Origin of the sequence: Tatumella ptyseos ATCC 33301 (assembly GCF_000735525.1) — a bacterium.
GTDB lineage: Bacteria > Pseudomonadota > Gammaproteobacteria > Enterobacterales > Enterobacteriaceae > Tatumella > Tatumella ptyseos.
Genome location: NZ_JMPR01000004.1, coordinates 192,910 through 211,357, shown reverse-complemented (window position 1 = coordinate 211,357; position 18,448 = coordinate 192,910). Strand labels below are relative to the sequence as shown.

Genomic DNA, 18,448 nt, shown 5'->3' with positions numbered 1-18,448 from the left:
GTTGCTCAATGAAGCTGTATGCCCGGGATTCCGAACTCGACCTCTCATTCCCCCATGTGATGGGAATACTCAATGTGACTCCGGACTCATTCTCAGACGGCGGAAGCCATGTCACCCTGTCTGACGCTATTACTCATACCAACGAAATGGTGATTGCCGGAGCCACTATCATCGATGTCGGCGGTGAGTCTACCCGGCCAGGCGCGGCAGAAGTCAGCGTTGAGCAGGAACTTGAGCGGGTGATCCCGGTCGTCACCGAAATTGCCCGTCGCTTTGAAGTCTGGATATCCGTGGATACGTCACGCCCGGAAGTGATCCGCGAAGCGGCCCGGGCGGGAGCGCATCTCATTAATGATGTGCGTGCCTTACAGGTGCCCGGGGCATTATCTGCGGCAGCAGAGACCGGGCTGCCGGTCTGTCTGATGCATATGCAGGGGCAACCGGAAACCATGCAAAACGCGCCAGGCTACACCGATGTGATTGCCGAGGTGGATCGTTTTTTTACGGAACATATTGCACGCTGTATTGAAGGCGGAATAAAAAAAGAGAATCTCCTGCTCGACCCGGGCTTTGGTTTCGGTAAAAATCTCGGGCATAACTATCAGCTACTGGCCAGTCTGCACCATTTCCATCATTTCGGTCTGCCCCTGCTGGTCGGAATGTCACGTAAATCGATGATTGGACAGTTGCTGAATGTCGGACCGAACCAGCGTCTGAGCGGGAGCCTGGCATGTGCGGTGATTGCTGCAATGCAGGGGGCACAAATCGTCCGTGTCCATGATGTTAAAGAAAGTGTTGAGGCGCTGCGGGTTGCGGAAGCCACATTAAGAGCGAAAGGATAACAGTATGAGTGAGCGCAAATATTTCGGCACCGATGGGATTCGCGGCAAGGTTGGTGAAGCGCCGATTACGCCAGACTTTGTACTCCGTTTAGGCTGGGCGGCCGGTAAGGTATTAGCTCGCCATGGTTCAAAGAAAATTATTATCGGTAAAGACACGCGGATTTCCGGCTATATGCTGGAATCTGCGCTGGAAGCGGGCCTTGCGGCTGCCGGACTGTCGGCGGCCTTTACCGGGCCAATGCCCACGCCGGCCATTGCCTACCTGACCCGTACCTTCCGCGCAGAAGCAGGTATTGTGATCTCAGCGTCCCATAATCCTTTCGATGATAATGGTATTAAGTTCTTTTCGACCGAAGGGACAAAACTGCCTGATGATGTCGAAACGGCTATCGAACAGGAAATGGAAAAAACGATCACTTGTGTGCCTTCCGCTGAACTGGGCAGAGCCAGTCGTATTGTGGATGCCGCAGGTCGTTACATTGAGTTCTGTAAGGGGACCTTCCCGAGTGAACTGAACCTGAATGGTCTGAAAATTGTGGTCGACTGTGCAAACGGGGCGACTTACCACATTGCTCCCAATGTATTGCTGGAACTGGGGGCGGAAGTCATTACCATTGCCGCACAGCCGGATGGGATGAATATTAATAAAGAGTGTGGTGCGACCGACCTGCGTTTATTGCAGCAGCGGGTACTGGCAGAAAAAGCCCATGCAGGGATCGCTTACGACGGTGACGGTGACCGTATTATGATGGTTGACCACGAGGGCAACCAGGTCGATGGTGACCAGATCCTTTATATTATCGCCCGCGAAAAACTGCGCCAGGGGAACCTGCGTGGCGGCGTCGTCGGCACGCTGATGAGTAATATCGGCCTGGAGCTGGCCCTTAAGCAGTTAGGGATCCCGTTTGCCCGAGCGAAAGTGGGCGACCGCTATGTGCTGGAAAAACTGCAGGAAAAGGGCTGGCAGCTGGGTGCTGAAAACTCAGGCCATGTTATTTTGCTGGATAAAACCACCACCGGAGACGGTATTGTGGCCGGTCTGCAGGTATTAACGGCAATGGTGCGTAATCACATGAGTTTGCATGACTTATGCAGCGGCATGAAATTATTGCCTCAGGTACTGGTGAATGTGCGCTTTAGCGGGGATTCTGATCCGCTTACGGCAGCCTCCGTGAAAGCGGTGACTGAAGAGGTCGAAAAGGAGCTGGGCAGCCGGGGCCGTGTACTGCTGCGTAAATCAGGCACAGAACCTCTGATTCGTGTCATGGTGGAAGGCGAAGATCGTCAGCAGGTCACCTTGCTGGCTAACCGGATTGCTGATGCGGTGAAAGCGGTATAATTCATTCTGCAAAAAGCCACTGCCGATAAAATCACCAGAGTGGTGTTTTTATCGGCAATCGGAATCTGCGAAGAAAATTGCTCTTGCAGAGAATCACGCCATTGGTTAGTATTCAGACCCGCTTCTGATAGGTAAGTATTTATTTATCGGCGCAAGGTGAAGCTTTAACTGTACGGTGGCGTACAAGGAAACAGGTCAATTATGTACGAAGCTCTTTTAGTTGTTTTCCTTCTGGTAGCACTTGGCCTTATCGGCATGGTAATGCTGCAGCAAGGTAAAGGCGCTGATATGGGAGCATCTTTTGGTGCTGGTGCGTCAGGTACACTGTTTGGTTCGAATGGGTCTGGTAACTTTATGACTCGTACAACCGGCATTCTGGCTGCGCTGTTCTTTATATTGAGTCTGCTCCTTGGCAACATGAACACCAACAAAAGCGCCAGAGGAAGTGAGTGGGAAAATCTGAGTGCCCCTGCGAAGTCTGAACAGACCCAGCAACCGGCTAAACCGGCAGCACCAGGTAGCGACATCCCGCAGTAAGTAGTAAAGCAGTAAACAAAGTAATATCAGCAGTACCCTTACTTTCGACGACTGGTTTCTCCGGCGTCTTAAGCAGTACCGAGGTGGTGGAATTGGTAGACACGCTACCTTGAGGTGGTAGTGCCCAATTGGGCTTACGGGTTCAAGTCCCGTCCTCGGTACCAATTCAGTTTAACTTGCAATTATTGCATGTTCGGCGTAATATTCGCCACGTTTCGGACGCGGGGTGGAGCAGCCTGGTAGCTCGTCGGGCTCATAACCCGAAGGTCGTCGGTTCAAATCCGGCCCCCGCAACCACTTTCCCTTAGAGTTGTTTTTCAAAAGACCAGCAGGTATCCTTTCTCACCTGATTTTGAAAAAAACTCTTTTGGTATGTGCTTTTTCGCATGGCGAAAAACACAGGGTCCAGTGATAAAAAGCCCCGAATATTCGGGGTTTTTTGTTATCAGGTAATCGTAATTTTGGGCTTCAGGCCCTTTTTTTATGTCTTGGGGGTGGGCTTGTCCACATTAGAACAAAAATTAACAGAATTAATCACTGCTCCGGTAGAAGCGCTCGGCTACGAACTGGTTGGTATTGAGTTCGTCCGCGGTCGTACCTCGACTCTGCGTATCTACATTGATAGTGAGGATGGCATCAATGTTGATGATTGTGCTGATGTCAGCCGCCAGGTAAGCGCTGTTATGGATGTCGAAGACCCGGTGACAGTCGCTTATAACCTTGAAGTTTCCTCACCAGGTCTTGAAAGACCACTGTTCACTGCCGCACACTACCAGCGTTTCATCGGCGATGAAGTCAGCCTGGTATTGCGTATCGCGGTGCAGAACCGCCGTAAATGGCAAGGTATCATTAAAGCCGTAGAAGGTGAAATGGTGACCGTGACCGTCGAGGGTAATGATGAAGTATTCGCGCTGAGCAATATTCAGAAAGCGAATCTGGTCCCCCATTTTTAAACGTCCGGATTGAGGCTAACCAGGATGAACAAAGAAATCTTAGCTGTTGTAGAAGCCGTTTCTAACGAGAAATCTCTGCCGCGCGAAAAAATTTTTGAAGCGCTGGAAAGTGCGCTTGCAACAGCCACAAAGAAAAAATACGAACAGGAAATTGATGTTCGTGTTTGTATTGATCGTAAAAGTGGTGACTTTGATACCTTCCGTCGTTGGCTTGTCGTTGAAGAAGTGACGCTGCCTACCCGTGAAATCACACTGGAAGCGGCGAAATTCGAAGACGAAAACCTCAATCCAGGCGATTTTGTTGAAGATCAAATCGAGTCAGTCACTTTTGACCGTATCACCACCCAGACCGCGAAACAGGTTATTGTTCAGAAAGTACGTGAAGCTGAACGTGCGATGGTCGTTGACCAGTTCCGTGAGCAGGAAGGTGAAATCATCACCGGTGTGGTGAAAAAAGTTAACCGTGACAATATCTCACTGGAAGTCCGCCCGACCGATGGTTCTATTACCAGCGCGGAAGCGGTGATTATCCGTGAAGATATGCTGCCACGTGAAAACTTCCGTCCGGGTGACCGTATTCGCGGTATTCTCTATGCCGTCCGTCCGGAAGCCCGCGGAGCGCAACTGTTCGTCAGCCGCTCTAAACCTGAAATGCTGAAAGAACTGTTCCGCATTGAGGTGCCGGAAATCGGCGAAGAAGTGATCGAAATTAAAGGCGCGGCCCGTGACCCGGGATCCCGTGCGAAAATCGCAGTAAAAACGAATGACAAACGTATCGATCCGGTGGGTGCCTGTGTAGGTATGCGCGGAGCTCGTGTGCAGGCCGTTTCCAGTGAACTGGGCGGTGAGCGTATCGATATCGTGCTGTGGGATGATAATCCGGCACAGTTTGTTATCAATGCCATGGCCCCTGCTGATGTCGCATCCATTGTTGTGGACGAAGATAATCACACCATGGATATCGCTGTTGAAGCCGGTAATCTGGCTCAGGCGATCGGCCGTAATGGCCAAAACGTACGTTTAGCTTCACAGCTGAGTGGCTGGGAACTGAACGTGATGACAGTTGATGACCTGCAGGCTAAGCATCAGGCAGAAGCTCATGCAGCCATCGATATGTTCACAAAACACCTCGATATCGACGAGGAATTTGCCACTGCACTGGTAGAAGAAGGGTTCTCTACTCTGGAAGAACTGGCCTATGTGCCGGTCGATGAGCTGCTGGAAATCGATGGGCTCGATGAAGAGATGGTAGAGGCTCTGCGTGAACGAGCTAAAAATGCGTTGACCACCCTGGCGTTAGCGAAAGAAGAGAGTTTAGGCAACCAGAAACCTGCGGATGACTTACTGGCACTGCAGGATATGGATAAAGACCTGGCCTATCGTCTGGCAGCTAAAGGCGTCTGCACTCTGGAAGATTTGGCTGAACAGGGTATCGACGACCTCGCAGATATTGAAGGGCTTTCCTCAGAGAAAGCCGGTGAGCTTATTATGGCTGCACGTAATATCTGCTGGTTTGGCGGCGACGCATAACAAACAGGAAGGAACAGCATGACTGATGTAACTGTAAAATCGTTAGCTGCAGAAATACAGACCCCTGTCGATCGTCTTGTACAGCAACTGGCTGATGCAGGGATTTCCAAGTCTGAAAATGACTCTGTGACAGAGCAGGAAAAACAACAGCTCCTGTCACATCTGAATCGGGAGCATGGTACTGCCGATTCAGGTAAACTGACTCTGCAACGCAAGACGCGTAGCACCTTGAATATTCCGGGCACCGGCGGTAAAAGTAAATCGGTGCAAATTGAAGTCCGCAAAAAGCGTACCTATGTGAAAGATGATGCCGAGGCAGAACGCCAGGCAGAAGCAGAAGCACAGGCACAGCGTGAAGCGGAAGAGGCGGCACGCCGTGAGGCTGAAGAAGCAGCCAAACGCGAGGCCGAAGAAAAAGCGAAACGTGAAGCTGAAGAAAAAGCGAAGCGTGAAGCCGAAGAAAAAGCTAAGCGTGAAGCTGCGGAAAAGACAAAAGTGACAAATCAACAAAACAACGATATGACCAAGGCAGCGCTGTCAGATAAAGCTCGCCGCGAAGCGGAAGCCGCTGAACTCAAGCGTAAGACCGAAGAAGAAGCCCGCCGTAAACTGGAAGAAGACGCGAAACGTATCGCGGAAGAAGCCCGTCGCCTGGCTGAAGAGAAAGGTGAAGAGTGGCAGAAGCCAGTTGAAACTGAAGATTCTTCTGACTACCACGTCACCACCTCGACGCATGCCCGTCAGGCAGAAGACGAGAACGACCGTCAGGTTGAAGGTGGCCGTGGCCGTACCCGTACCGCAACGAAGAGCCCGCGTGCCAAAAAAGGCAACAAGCACTCTGAAGCGAAAACTGACCGTGAAGAAGCCCGTGCCGCTATCCGTGGTGGTAAAGGTGGTAAGCATCGTAAAGGCAGCGCACTGCAGCAGGGCTTTAACAAGCCGGCACAGGTCGTTAACCGCGATGTTGTTATCGGCGAAACGGTAACTGTTGCTGAACTGGCGAACAAAATGGCCGTTAAAGGCTCTCAGGTCATCAAAGTGATGATGAAACTGGGTGCGATGGCCACCATTAACCAGGTGATTGATCAGGAAACTGCGCAGCTGGTTGCTGAAGAGATGGGTCATAAAGTTATCCTGCGTCGTGAGAACGAGCTGGAAGAAGCCGTAATGAGCGACCGTGATCTGGGGGGTAACACCGAAGCAGAATCACGTGCGCCGGTAGTGACCATCATGGGTCACGTTGACCACGGTAAAACCTCTCTGCTGGATTACATTCGCTCTGCGAAAATTGCCTCCGGTGAAGCGGGTGGTATTACCCAGCATATCGGTGCTTACCACGTTGAGACCGGTAACGGAATGATCACCTTCCTGGATACCCCGGGCCACGCCGCGTTTACCGCAATGCGTGCTCGTGGTGCTCAGGCGACCGATATCGTTATCCTGGTGGTGGCTGCAGACGATGGTGTGATGCCTCAGACTATCGAAGCTATCCAGCACGCCAAAGCGGCTAACGTACCTGTCGTGGTTGCGGTGAACAAGATTGATAAGCCGGAAGCCGATGCGGACCGTGTTAAGAACGAACTGACTCAGTACGGGATCATTCCGGAAGAGTGGGGCGGCGAAAACATGTTCGTCAATGTATCTGCGAAAGCCGGTACCGGTGTTGACGATCTGTTGCAGGCTATCCTGCTGCAGGCGGAAGTTCTGGAACTGAACGCAGTACGTAGTGGCATGGCAAGCGGTGTTGTTATTGAATCCTTCCTGGACAAAGGACGTGGCCCTGTGGCGACCATCCTGGTGCGTGAAGGGACTCTGAACAAAGGCGATATCGTCCTGTGTGGCTTTGAATATGGTCGTGTTCGTGCCATGCGTAACGAACTGGGCCAGGAAGTCCTGGAAGCCGGTCCGTCTATCCCTGTGGAAATCCTGGGTCTGTCAGGTGTTCCTGCCGCCGGTGATGAAGCGACAGTGGTTCGTGACGAGAAGAAAGCCCGTGAAGTTGCACTGTATCGTCAGGGTAAATTCCGTGAAGTTAAACTGGCTCGTCAGCAGAAATCTAAACTGGAAAACATGTTTGCGAACATGAGCGAAGGTGATGTTTCTGAACTGAACATCGTTCTGAAAGCGGACGTACAGGGTTCTGTGGAAGCTATCTCTGACTCTTTACTGAAACTGTCTACCGACGAAGTGAAAGTGAAGATTGTTGGTTCCGGTGTCGGTGGTATCACTGAGACGGATGCTACGCTGGCCGCAGCCTCTAACGCTATCGTACTGGGCTTCAACGTCCGTGCCGATGCGTCAGCGCGTCGTGTTATCGATACTGAAAGCCTGGATCTGCGTTACTACTCCGTCATCTATCACCTGATTGACGAAGTTAAAGCAGCGATGAGCGGTATGCTGGCACCTGAATACAAACAGCAGATTATCGGCCTGGCCGAAGTCCGTGATGTCTTCAAGTCACCGAAATTTGGTGCGATTGCTGGTTGTATGGTGACCGAAGGTATCGTGAAACGTCACAACCCAATCCGTGTTCTGCGTGACAACGTGGTTATCTACGAAGGTGAGCTGGAATCTCTGCGCCGCTTCAAAGATGACGTTAACGAAGTCCGTAACGGTATGGAATGTGGTATCGGTGTGAAGAACTATAATGATGTTCGCGCCGGCGATGCTATCGAAGTGTTTGAAATCATCGAGATCAAACGGACCATCGATTAATCGTTATCGGATTACGACGATTCGGGAGGCCGCTGGCCTCCCGAATTATTTGAGAGGAGCAAAATATTATGGCAAAAGAATTCGGTCGTTCTCAGCGTGTGGCTCAGGAACTGCAAAAAGAAATTGCCCTGATCATTCAGCGTGAAATCAAAGATCCACGTCTTGGAATGATGGTCACCGTCTCCAGTGTTGAAGTCTCCCGGGATCTGGCCTACGCCAAAGTCTTCGTGACCTTCCTGAATGACAAAGACGAAGACGCAGTAAAAACCGGTGTCAAAGCCCTGCAGGATGCTTCCGGGTTTATTCGTACTCTGCTGGGGAAAGCGATGCGTCTGCGTATCGTGCCTGAACTGACATTCTTCTATGATAATTCCCTGGTTGAGGGGATGCGGATGTCTAACCTGGTCTCAAGCGTGGTCAAAAACGACAACGAACGTCGTGGTCATACTGCAGAAGAGAACAAGGAGGACTGATGGGCCGTCCCCGTCGCCGTGGTCGTGATATACACGGGGTACTGTTGCTGGATAAGCCCACCGGTATTTCCTCAAATGACCTGCTGCAGAAAGTAAAACGTATTTATAACGCCAATCGTGCCGGGCACACCGGTGCGCTTGACCCTTTGGCGACGGGGATGTTACCCATCTGTCTGGGGGAAGCGACCAAGTTTTCCCGTTATCTGCTGGACTCTGATAAGCGTTACCGTGTTATTGCCCGATTGGGGCAACGGACAGATACGTCTGATGCCGATGGTAACGTCGTTGAAGAGCGTCCTGTGACCTTTTCTGCAGACGAACTTGCTCAGGCGCTGGAAAGCTTTCGCGGGGATACGCAGCAAGTCCCTTCGATGTTCTCTGCACTGAAGCATCAGGGACGCCCGCTGTACGAGTATGCCCGCCAGGGGATCACTGTCGAGCGCGAGCCGCGGCCGATCACGGTATACGAGTTACAGTTTATCCGTCATGAAGGTGATGAACTGGAGCTGGAAATCCATTGTTCGAAAGGGACATACATCCGGACCATTATCGATGATCTGGGTGAAAAGCTGGGCTGCGGAGCGCATGTCATTATGCTGCGTCGCGTACAGGTCGCCCGTTATCCGATGGATAATATGGTGACTCTGGAACAGTTACAGGCACTGGCCACCCCGGATGAGCAAGGGCAGGTGAATACCGCGCCGCTGGATGCGTTACTGATGCCTATGGATAGCCCGGCCGCGGATTATCCGTTAGTGAATCTGCCTGAATCGGTCAGTTACTGGTTTAAACTGGGACAGCCGGTACAGATAGCCGGAGCGCCTTCTGACGGGCTGGTGCGTGTCAGTGAAGGTGAGGCTAAAAAATTCATCGGCATGGCAGAAATTGATGATCAGGGCCGTGTTGCGCCGCGCCGACTGGTCGTTGAAAATTTCGACTGAGTTATTTGCACTCATCTCTGGCGCAGAGTAGAATGGCGCGGCTTTAAAGTGGGAAGCTGAATTAGAGATCGGCGACCTGAAATCAAACATATACTGGAGTTTATTATGTCTCTAAGCGTAGAAGCTAAAGCAGAGATCGTTGCTAAATACGGTCGTGGTACTAATGACAGCGGTTCAACTGAAGTTCAGGTTGCTCTGCTGACTGCTCAGATCAATCACCTGCAGGGTCACTTCTCTGAGCACAAAAAAGATCACCACAGCCGTCGCGGTCTGCTGCGCATGGTTTCCCAGCGTCGTAAGCTGCTGGACTACCTGAAGCGTAAAGATGTTGCACGTTACACCAGCCTGATCGAAAGCCTGGGTCTGCGTCGCTAAGTCTGACGAATTTTTTCCAGGGCCAGAATTGTGCCTCGGTATCATTCTGTTTCCGGCGAAAAAATTTGAGCGAGTTTCGCGAAAAGGGGGCCTTTACGGCCCCTTTTTTTGGGTGACTGGCAGTATTTCTGTTAAAACTCATGTATTGTTACTGTGAGTGATCTTTATTTGCACGATTCGCGCGGCTAATGAGAAACCTTATCCGCCCTGAGTATCGGGACGTGAGCTTTGTCATTAGTCGCGAGGATGCACAAAAGATCAAAACCAAAATTCAGGCAGCCCGAACGCGGCGTCTGATAAAATTAAAGGATCTAAATTTTGCTGAATCCGATTGTACGTAAATTCCAGTATGGCCAGCATACGGTCACTCTGGAAACCGGAATGATGGCTCGCCAGGCGAGCGGTGCCGTAATGGCAAGCATTGACGACACTTGTGTCTTTGTGACCGTCGTCGGTCAGAAAAAAGCGAAGCCAGGCCAGGACTTTTTCCCGTTAACCGTGAACTACCAGGAGCGTACTTACGCTGCCGGTCGTATCCCGGGAAGCTTCTTCCGCCGTGAAGGTCGTCCGAGTGAAGGTGAAACCCTGATCGCTCGTCTGATCGACCGTCCGGTACGTCCGCTGTTCCCTGAAGGTTTTGTTAACGAAGTCCAGGTCATTGCGACCGTGGTTTCCGTTAACCCACAGGTAAGCCCGGATATCGTTGCGATGATTGGTGCCTCTGCAGCACTGTCTCTGTCAGGTGTTCCTTTCAATGGCCCAATCGGTGCGGCACGTGTAGGTTATATCAATGACCAGTACGTTCTGAACCCGACCCGTGATGAGATGGCAGAATCCCGTCTGGATCTGGTGGTTGCCGGGACAGAAAATGCCGTACTGATGGTTGAATCAGAAGCGGATATCCTGAGCGAAGAGCAGATGCTGGGTGCAGTCGTGTTTGGTCACGAGCAGCAGCAGGTTGTTATCGAGAACATTAAATCTCTGGTGGCTGAAGCGGGTAAACCTCGCTGGGACTGGCAGCCAGAGCAGGCAAACGAAGCCCTGAATGCACGTATTGCTGCACTGGCTGAAAGCCGTCTGAGCGATGCTTACCGCATCACTGAGAAGCAGGAACGTTACGAGCAGGTTAACCTGATCAAGAGCGAAACGACTGCAGCATTACTGGCAGAAGACGAAACGCTGGACGAAGGCGAAATCAGTGATCTGCTGCATGCCATTGAGAAAGACGTTGTACGTGTTCGTATCCTGAACGGTGAACCACGTATCGATGGTCGTGAAAAAGATATGGTTCGTGGTCTGGATGTCCGTACCGGTGTTCTGCCACGTACTCACGGCTCTGCGCTGTTTACCCGTGGTGAAACTCAGGCGCTGGTTACCGCGACACTGGGTACTGCGCGTGATGCACAGAACCTGGACGAGCTGATGGGTGAGAAGACCGACAGCTTCCTGTTCCACTACAACTTCCCTCCATATTCTGTCGGTGAGACCGGAATGGTTGGTTCGCCTAAGCGTCGTGAAATCGGTCACGGTCGTCTGGCGAAACGTGGTGTGCTGGCAGTCATGCCAAAACAGGATGCGTTCCCGTACACCGTTCGTGTTGTTTCTGAAATCACAGAATCAAACGGCTCATCTTCAATGGCTTCTGTCTGTGGTGCTTCTCTGGCGCTGATGGATGCCGGTGTTCCTATCAAAGCTGCCGTTGCCGGTATTGCGATGGGTCTGGTAAAAGAAGGTGATCGTTACGTGGTACTGTCCGATATTCTGGGCGATGAAGATCACCTGGGCGATATGGACTTTAAAGTTGCCGGTAGCCGTGAGGGTGTCACTGCCCTGCAGATGGATATCAAGATTGAAGGTATCACTCGCGAAATTATGCAGGTTGCACTGAACCAGGCTAAGGGTGCGCGTCTGCACATCCTGGGCACCATGGAACAGGCTATCAGCACCGCACGTGTTGAAATTTCTGAATTCGCACCGCGTATTCACACTATCCGTATTAACCCGGATAAGATCAAAGACGTCATCGGTAAAGGTGGCTCTGTGATCCGTGCCCTGACCGAAGAAACCGGCACCACCATCGAAATCGAAGATGATGGTACCGTGAAAATCGCTGCAACCGACGGTGACAAAGCGAAAGAAGCCATTCGCCGTATCGAAGAAATCACCGCAGAAATCGAAGTGGGTCGTATCTATAACGGTAAAGTGACCCGTATCGTTGATTTCGGTGCTTTCGTTGCGATCGGTGGCGGTAAAGAAGGTCTGGTACATATTTCTCAGATCGCTGATAAGCGTGTAGAGAAAGTGACAGACTATCTGCAGATGGGTCAGGAAGTACCGGTTAAGGTACTGGAAGTCGACCGTCAGGGTCGTGTCCGCCTGAGCATCAAAGAAGCGGTTGAAAAGCCGCAGGCAGAAGAAAATACCGCGGCGAACCCGGCTGACGCTGGTTAATCGTCCGATGATTATCCTTCCCTCTGAGTATTCAGGGGGAAGGATTTATGTTATCGCGAGGGCAGGATTCCTTTGCACGGCAGGCGGATGAAAGGATATTCATCCTAATGTTTGTATTCGGGAGTGGGATAATGAAGCCTTATTTGCGTTGGGGTTTTGTTGCAGCAGCTTTAGTGCTTGCAGGATGCAGCAGCTCTGACAACTGGCGTCAGAATGAAGTTCTTGCTGTCCCTTTGCAACCCACATTGCAACAGGAAGTGATTCTGGCAAGGATGGAACAAATACTTGCCACTGGTGCCCTTACAGATGATGAACGCGCACAGCTTTTATATGAGCGCGGAGTGTTGTATGATAGTCTTGGTCTGCGGGCACTTGCACGGAACGATTTTTCCCATGCATTGTCTATAAGACCAGATATGCCGGAAGTGTTTAACTATCTTGGCATATATTTAACCGAGGCAGGTAATTTTGATTCTGCCTATGAAGCGTTTGATTCTGTACTAGAGCTTGATCCAACTTACAATTATGCGCATTTAAACCGAGGTATCGCCCTCTACTACGGTGGACGATACAAGTTAGCGCAAGATGATCTGCTGGCGTTTTATCAAGACGATCCTAATGATCCGTTTCGTGCGCTTTGGCTCTATCTCGCAGAACGTGAGATTGATGCGAAAAAAGCGAAAGTCGCGCTCAGACAGCGTTATGACTCTGCGAATAAAGATCAATGGGGATGGAATATTGTCGAGTTCTACCTGGGCGATATCAGTGAGAAAACACTGATGCAACGACTACAGGCAGATGCAACGGATAACACCTCGCTCGCTGAACATCTCAGTGAAACCAACTTCTATTTAGGTAAGTACTACCTAAGTCTGGGGGAGAAGGACAACGCAGAAGCGTTGTTCAAACTGGCGGTTGCCAACAATGTGAATAACTTTGTTGAACACCGATACGCATTGTTGGAACTGGCAGAACTCGGCCAGGCACAAGACGACCTATCAGAATCTGACCAGCAATAGCTGACGAAAATTGACACCCTTTTTTTTTCCTGTCATCCTTCGGGGTGAGGGGTGTTTTATTCGTCAAAAACTTCTAATTTGAGCCGGTTCACACTTTTCAATGAAAATAACTGAAAGTTTTCATGACGAGTTATGTAGACTGGCCGCCGTAATCTAAGAGGCACGTGTACTACATGACTGATATTCAAACCACTTTTTCCGATCTGGGCCTTAACGAATCCATCCTGTCTGCGCTGAATGACATGGGATACGTTAAACCATCACCAATCCAGGCTGCCTGTATTCCACACCTGCTTGCAGGTCGTGATGTCCTGGGTATGGCTCAGACCGGTAGTGGTAAAACAGCGGCATTTTCTCTGCCATTGCTGAACAACATTGATCCTGCCCTGAAAGCACCTCAGATCCTGGTGCTGGCGCCAACGCGTGAGCTGGCGGTACAGGTAGGCGAAGCCTGTAATGAATTCTCTAAACACATGCGCGGTGTAAACGTCCTGGCCCTGTACGGTGGTCAGCGTTACGACGTCCAGCTGCGCGCTCTGCGTCAGGGACCACAGATTGTTGTGGGTACACCTGGCCGTCTGCTGGATCACCTGAAACGCGGTACCCTGGATCTGTCCAACCTGCGTGGTCTGGTACTGGATGAAGCTGACGAAATGCTGCGCATGGGCTTTATCGAAGACGTAGAAACTATTATGGCCCAGATCCCTGAAGGCCATCAGACTGCGCTGTTCTCGGCGACTATGCCTGAAGCGATTCGTCGCATCACCCGTCGCTTTATGAAAGATCCGCAGGAAGTGCGTATCCAGTCAAGCGTGACTACGCGTCCTGACATCAGCCAGTCTTACTGGACTGCTTATGGCCGTAAGAGTGATGCGCTGGTGCGTTTCCTGGAAGCTGAAGATTTTGATGCTGCAATCATCTTCGTTCGTACCAAAAATGCAACGCTGGAAGTGGCTGAAACGCTGGAGCGTAACGGCTACAGCAGTGCTGCCCTGAACGGTGACATGAACCAGTCACTGCGTGAGCAGACTCTGGAGCGCCTGAAAGATGGTCGCCTGGATATCCTGATTGCAACCGATGTTGCTGCACGTGGTCTGGATGTTGAACGTATCAGCCTGGTCGTGAACTACGACATCCCGCTGGATGCTGAATCTTACGTTCACCGTATCGGCCGTACCGGTCGTGCGGGTCGTGCGGGTCGCGCTCTTCTGTTCGTAGAGAACCGTGAGCGTCGTCTGCTGCGTAACATTGAACGCACCATGAAGCTGACTATCCCTGAGGTAGAACTGCCGAATGCGGAACTGCTGAGTACCCGTCGTCAGGCGAAATTTGCTGAACGTGTTCAGCAGCAGCTGGAAAGCAGCGATCTGGATCAGTACCGTGCACTGCTGGAGAAATTATCTCCTCAGGAAGATCTGGATATGGAAACTCTGGCCGCAGCTCTGCTGAAAATGGCTCAGGGTGAACGTCCGCTGATCGTTCCTGCTGATGTCCCTCGTCCTGCGCGTCGTGAATTCCGTGACCGTGATGAGCGTAGTGATCGTGGTGGTCGTGACGACCGTCGTGGTAACCGTGAACGTGACGGTGGTGACCGTCCGCGTCGTGAACGCCGTGATGTGGGTGATATGCAGATGTACCGCATTGAAGTTGGCCGTGATGATGGTGTTGAAGTACGTCACATTGTTGGTGCTATTGCCAACGAAGGTGATATCAGCAGCCGTTACATTGGTAACATCAAACTGTTCGGTACTCACTCAACGATTGAGTTACCGAAAGGTATGCCGGGTGAAATCCTGCAGCACTTCACCAAGACGCGTATTCTGAACAAACCGATGAATATGCAACTGATTGGTGATGTACAGCCACAGTCCCGTGAACCACGTCGTGGTGGCGGTCGTGATGGTGGCCGTGAAGGTGGTCGTGAAGGCGGCGGACGTCGTTTCTCTGACCGTCGCGAAGGTGGTGGCCGTGGTTCTTTCAGCGGTAACCGTGAAGGCCGTGGCCCGCGTCGTGAAGACGGTGCAGCACCGGCTCCGCGTCGTCGCGAGTACTAATCCGCAGGACGGGCAGAGACAGATCATTCTCTGAATTTGCCTGCTATCCTGAATAAAAAAGCGAGGGGATTATCCCCTCGCTTTTTTTTTAACTGTCTCCGGAATACCTGTCTGCATTACTGCATCAGTGACTGTGCCGCCGCCATCGCCAGAGAGAAGGAATAAATTCTGGAATCAGGGTCAAAAATCTGACCGTTAACGATGATCTCATCAGCCTGATATTGCTGCTGTAAGGCAGCCATCCCCTGCGTGACCGAATGTTGATCACCGACCAGTGACATTCCTAATGCACGCTCCACCCCGTATTTTTCTGCCGGTGACCAGAGCGGCTCCATGGTTTCTACCGGTTCGGGCAGGGGGCCTGGCATACCGCGCCGCAGGTTAATAAACTGCTGTTGCTGTGACGTAAACAGGAAGCGCGCTCTGGCTTTACTTTCCGCCGCAATCACATTTACTCCGATAACCACATAGGGTTCCGCCAGCCGGGCGGAAGGTCTGAATTTTTCGCGGTAGAGCGTGAGTGCGTCGGCGAGCATATCCGGGGCGAAATGCGAGGCAAAAGCAAACGGCAAGCCCAGCTGCGCAGCAAGTTGTGCGCTATAGAGGCTGGAGCCTAATAACCATACCGGGATCTGTAACCCGACTCCGGGCACCGGCTGAACGTCAAAATGGCTGCCTGCCGGCGCATCAAACCAGCGGATCAGTTGTTCAATATCCTGCGGGAAATTCTCTTCATGACTGGCTGACATATGACGGCGTAAGGCCATCATCGTGCGCTGGTCTGACCCTGGCGCCCGGCCGATCCCGAGATCAATTCGTCCGGGATAAAGGGTTGCCAGCGTCCCGAACTGTTCAGCAATCACCAGCGGGGAATGGTTGGGGAGCATAACTCCGCCTGATCCCAGGCGCAGGTGTTTGGTATTGGCTGCCAGATAACCAATCAGTACTGACGTTGCTGCACTGGCAATGCCCGTCATATTATGGTGTTCGGCCAGCCAGTAGCGGTGATATCCCGCGGATTCCGCATATTTTGCTAACGCCAGTGAGTTGGCGAATGCAGCCTGTACAGAAGCGTGAGCCGGGACCGGAGAGAGATCTAATACAGAAAGCTTAAAGGGTTTGAGACGGGACATAAGTATACCTTTATCATACCGAAGCACCTGGCCGTCGCCAGCAGGGTGATGCTGAAAAGCATCCCCCTGAATGTAGCTTTTTTCAACGGCGAATACCTACGCGGATTGTGCCCCTAAGGTCGTGCCCAGTGCCATACCCTCGATATGATGCCAGTAGCCATTACAGTACGTTCGTTTATCCAGCGTAAAAGGTGTCTTTATGTGCAGATGGTTGCGGAATTCGCTGATTAAGGCGGGGGTATCCTGATCCTGCGGAGATAACCGCAGTACATCGACCAGGGACTGCATTGCCTGCTGTTCATTACCCAGATGGTAACAAGAGCTGCTCAGGGTCTGGATACCATTAAGCACAAAGACCGGTTGTCCTTCCTGTGACAATACCTGACGGCCCTGCGGGTAACGCAGGCAGCAGGTTTCACAGTGGTCTTTATCACGGTTTTCTGAACGTGCAGTGAAGCAGCGTGCTGAAAGCGCCAGCGGCAAATGACCGTAACCGAACACTTCCACTTCAAACTGATCCCGGAAGCCGTCCCGCTCACACGCTTCCAGCAGTGCTTTCAGCCAGTCGCGGGAAAGTTCTACCGGCATGCACCAGCGCACCATACCCTGTTTCAGCAGTATTTTCAGGCTGGCGGCATTATAGATGTTCAGCGCATAACCCGCGACGAAAGGTAACCTGTGGGTAGCCGCCAGATTAACGGTGCCCATATCATTCGCTTCCACCATAAATTCGCCGTTATCCACATAGCGTCTCAGCTCTTTCAATTCAGAAGGTGACTGTAATAAGGCCAGTGTACTGAGAACGACTTGTTTTCCGGCCGCCGCCAACGGCCTTGCCATCTCCATCCATTGAGAAAATGACGTCGCACGGCGTTTACTGCAGACGGTTTCCCCCAGATAGATAATGTCCGCGTCACTGCTGGCGGCCTGTTGGTAAAAGGTGTTCAGTTTTTCTGTCGGCCAGTACCACAACACCGGCCCGAGCGAATATTTCATGGTTGTTTCCTATTGCCATTGGCGGTGCAGAGCACCCAGTGTGGTTTGCGTACCTTCCGCCAGTTCACCCAGTTGCTGCATCCAGCGCGGGTCGACATTAAAGGTCGCCGGAGATTTCAGACAGTGGTCGATGGCTTGCCGCCAGACGGTCGCTATCTGCCTGACATAGGCGGGGCTGCGCTGTCGTCCTTCAATTTTTACCGAGACAATACCCATCTTTTGCAGTTCCGGCAGTAAGGCCAGCGTATTCAGGCTCGTGGGCTCTTCCAGCACGTGGTAGCACTGACCGTCAACCTGATAGCGTCCTTTACAGAGTGTGGGGTAACCTGCATTTTCGTGTGGCGGATAGCTATCGATAAGCACCTCGTTAAGCCTGGCCTCCATGCCTTGCCTGGTGGTTTGCCAGCGAACAAATCTGGCCGGTGAGCAGGCACCCGCGGTATTCGGGGATTCACCTGTCATCCAGGAAGAAAGATAGCAGCGTCCTTCGGCCATAATACACAGGCTGCCGAAGGCAAAGACTTCCAGCGGGACGGTGGTTTCCCGCGCCAGTTGCCGGACCTGGTGTAATGACAGGACGCGCGGCAGAACGACACGATGAACAGCGAACTCACGTTGATAAAAGAGAATGGCTTCGGTATTGGTGGCTGACGCCTGGACCGATAAGTGCCGCTCCACGGTCGGGTGGTGGGTACAGGCGTAATCCAGCAAGGCGGGGTCGGCGAGGATCAGTGCATCCGCGCCGCTGTCTGCGGCAATATCAATTGCCTGTTTCCAGCGATTGAACCCCTCCGGATGAGCGAACGTGTTGACCGCGACATGCAGCTTTTTCTTTCGCTGATGCAGATACCGGGCCGCTTCTTTCAGCCGGACAGGTGTGAAGTTAAGCCCCGTAAAATGGCGGGCATTGGTATCATCTTTCAGGCCGACATAGACAGCGTCAGCCCCGTTATCTGCGGCGACTTTCAGCGCGGGTAAATTTCCCGCCGGGCACAGCAGTTCCATAGCGTTCTCCCTGTAAAGACCAGGGAGAAAAGTGTAGGGAAATTTATCCACCGAAAAGTTGATACAGGGCAGTGTATGGCGGGTT

General features: G+C 52.0%; 16 protein-coding genes and 2 tRNA genes. 15 read left to right on the top strand and 3 right to left on the bottom strand.

The genetic code is table 11. The features are described from left to right. Positions 1–8 precede the first annotated feature (8 nt). The 15 genes from folP (at position 9) to GTPT_RS00960 (ending at position 15,229) form a co-directional block, all read left to right on the top strand. On the top strand, positions 9–842 hold the full coding sequence (gene folP / locus GTPT_RS01025) for a dihydropteroate synthase (RefSeq protein WP_025903861.1): 834 nt from the start codon (positions 9–11) through the stop codon (positions 840–842). Between the two features lie 4 nt (positions 843–846). Beyond that, positions 847–2,181 (top strand): phosphoglucosamine mutase, encoded by a 1,335-nt coding sequence (gene glmM, locus GTPT_RS01020; RefSeq protein WP_025903862.1) that lies wholly within the window; start codon positions 847–849, stop codon positions 2,179–2,181. Between the two features lie 201 nt (positions 2,182–2,382). Continuing rightward, positions 2,383–2,718, top strand: a complete 336-nt coding sequence (secG, locus tag GTPT_RS01015; protein ID WP_025903863.1) for a preprotein translocase subunit SecG — start codon at positions 2,383–2,385, stop codon at positions 2,716–2,718. Between the two features lie 77 nt (positions 2,719–2,795). Next, positions 2,796–2,882: transfer RNA gene (locus GTPT_RS01010), tRNA-Leu, on the top strand. Positions 2,883–2,938: 56 nt separating this feature from the next. Next, positions 2,939–3,015, top strand: a tRNA-Met gene (locus GTPT_RS01005). A 203-nt stretch (positions 3,016–3,218) separates the two neighbouring features. Then, positions 3,219–3,671 carry a ribosome maturation factor RimP gene (rimP, locus tag GTPT_RS01000; protein WP_025903864.1) on the top strand — a complete coding sequence of 151 codons (453 nt, stop codon included), beginning with the start codon at positions 3,219–3,221 and terminating at the stop codon, positions 3,669–3,671. A 24-nt stretch (positions 3,672–3,695) separates the two neighbouring features. Continuing rightward, a complete protein-coding gene (gene nusA / locus GTPT_RS00995) occupies positions 3,696–5,201 on the top strand; it encodes a transcription termination factor NusA (RefSeq protein ID WP_025903865.1) in 1,506 nt (501 codons plus the stop codon). An 18-nt stretch (positions 5,202–5,219) separates the two neighbouring features. After that, positions 5,220–7,916 (top strand): translation initiation factor IF-2, encoded by a 2,697-nt coding sequence (infB, locus tag GTPT_RS00990; protein ID WP_025903866.1) that lies wholly within the window; start codon positions 5,220–5,222, stop codon positions 7,914–7,916. A gap of 68 nt (positions 7,917–7,984) precedes the next feature. Further along, positions 7,985–8,389, top strand: coding sequence for a 30S ribosome-binding factor RbfA (gene rbfA, locus GTPT_RS00985; protein ID WP_025903867.1), 405 nt, complete (start codon positions 7,985–7,987; stop codon positions 8,387–8,389). Beyond that, positions 8,389–9,330, top strand: a complete 942-nt coding sequence (gene truB / locus GTPT_RS00980; RefSeq protein WP_025903868.1) for a tRNA pseudouridine(55) synthase TruB — start codon at positions 8,389–8,391, stop codon at positions 9,328–9,330. The genes rbfA and truB overlap by 1 nt, the downstream gene beginning before the upstream one ends. A 105-nt stretch (positions 9,331–9,435) precedes the next feature. Further along, positions 9,436–9,705 carry a 30S ribosomal protein S15 gene (rpsO, locus tag GTPT_RS00975; protein WP_025903869.1) on the top strand — a complete coding sequence of 90 codons (270 nt, stop codon included), beginning with the start codon at positions 9,436–9,438 and terminating at the stop codon, positions 9,703–9,705. Between the two features lie 318 nt (positions 9,706–10,023). Further along, entirely contained in the window at positions 10,024–12,156 is a 2,133-nt protein-coding gene (gene pnp, locus GTPT_RS00970; protein WP_025903870.1) for a polyribonucleotide nucleotidyltransferase, read from the top strand. A gap of 131 nt (positions 12,157–12,287) precedes the next feature. Beyond that, positions 12,288–13,175, top strand: coding sequence for a lipoprotein NlpI (gene nlpI, locus GTPT_RS00965; RefSeq protein ID WP_025903871.1), 888 nt, complete (start codon positions 12,288–12,290; stop codon positions 13,173–13,175). A 100-nt stretch (positions 13,176–13,275) separates the two neighbouring features. Continuing rightward, a complete protein-coding gene (yrbN, locus tag GTPT_RS18020; protein ID WP_111678723.1) occupies positions 13,276–13,332 on the top strand; it encodes a protein YrbN in 57 nt (18 codons plus the stop codon). A gap of 16 nt (positions 13,333–13,348) precedes the next feature. Beyond that, the gene (locus tag GTPT_RS00960; RefSeq protein WP_029989726.1) at positions 13,349–15,229 is read left to right on the top strand and encodes a DEAD/DEAH family ATP-dependent RNA helicase; all 1,881 of its coding nucleotides are present in this window, start codon (positions 13,349–13,351) and stop codon (positions 15,227–15,229) included. A 116-nt stretch (positions 15,230–15,345) separates the two neighbouring features. Here GTPT_RS00960 and GTPT_RS00955 read toward each other — a convergent pair whose 3' ends face one another. From GTPT_RS00955 to ubiU, 3 genes are all read right to left on the bottom strand, one after another. Further along, a complete protein-coding gene (locus tag GTPT_RS00955) occupies positions 15,346–16,362 on the bottom strand; it encodes a luciferase-like monooxygenase (protein ID WP_029989727.1) in 1,017 nt (338 codons plus the stop codon). A gap of 96 nt (positions 16,363–16,458) precedes the next feature. Continuing rightward, positions 16,459–17,358 carry a U32 family peptidase gene (locus GTPT_RS00950; RefSeq protein WP_029989728.1) on the bottom strand — a complete coding sequence of 300 codons (900 nt, stop codon included), beginning with the start codon at positions 17,356–17,358 and terminating at the stop codon, positions 16,459–16,461. A 9-nt stretch (positions 17,359–17,367) separates the two neighbouring features. Beyond that, the gene (ubiU, locus tag GTPT_RS00945; RefSeq protein ID WP_029989729.1) at positions 17,368–18,363 is read right to left on the bottom strand and encodes a ubiquinone anaerobic biosynthesis protein UbiU; all 996 of its coding nucleotides are present in this window, start codon (positions 18,361–18,363) and stop codon (positions 17,368–17,370) included. Positions 18,364–18,448: the final 85 nt, after the last annotated feature.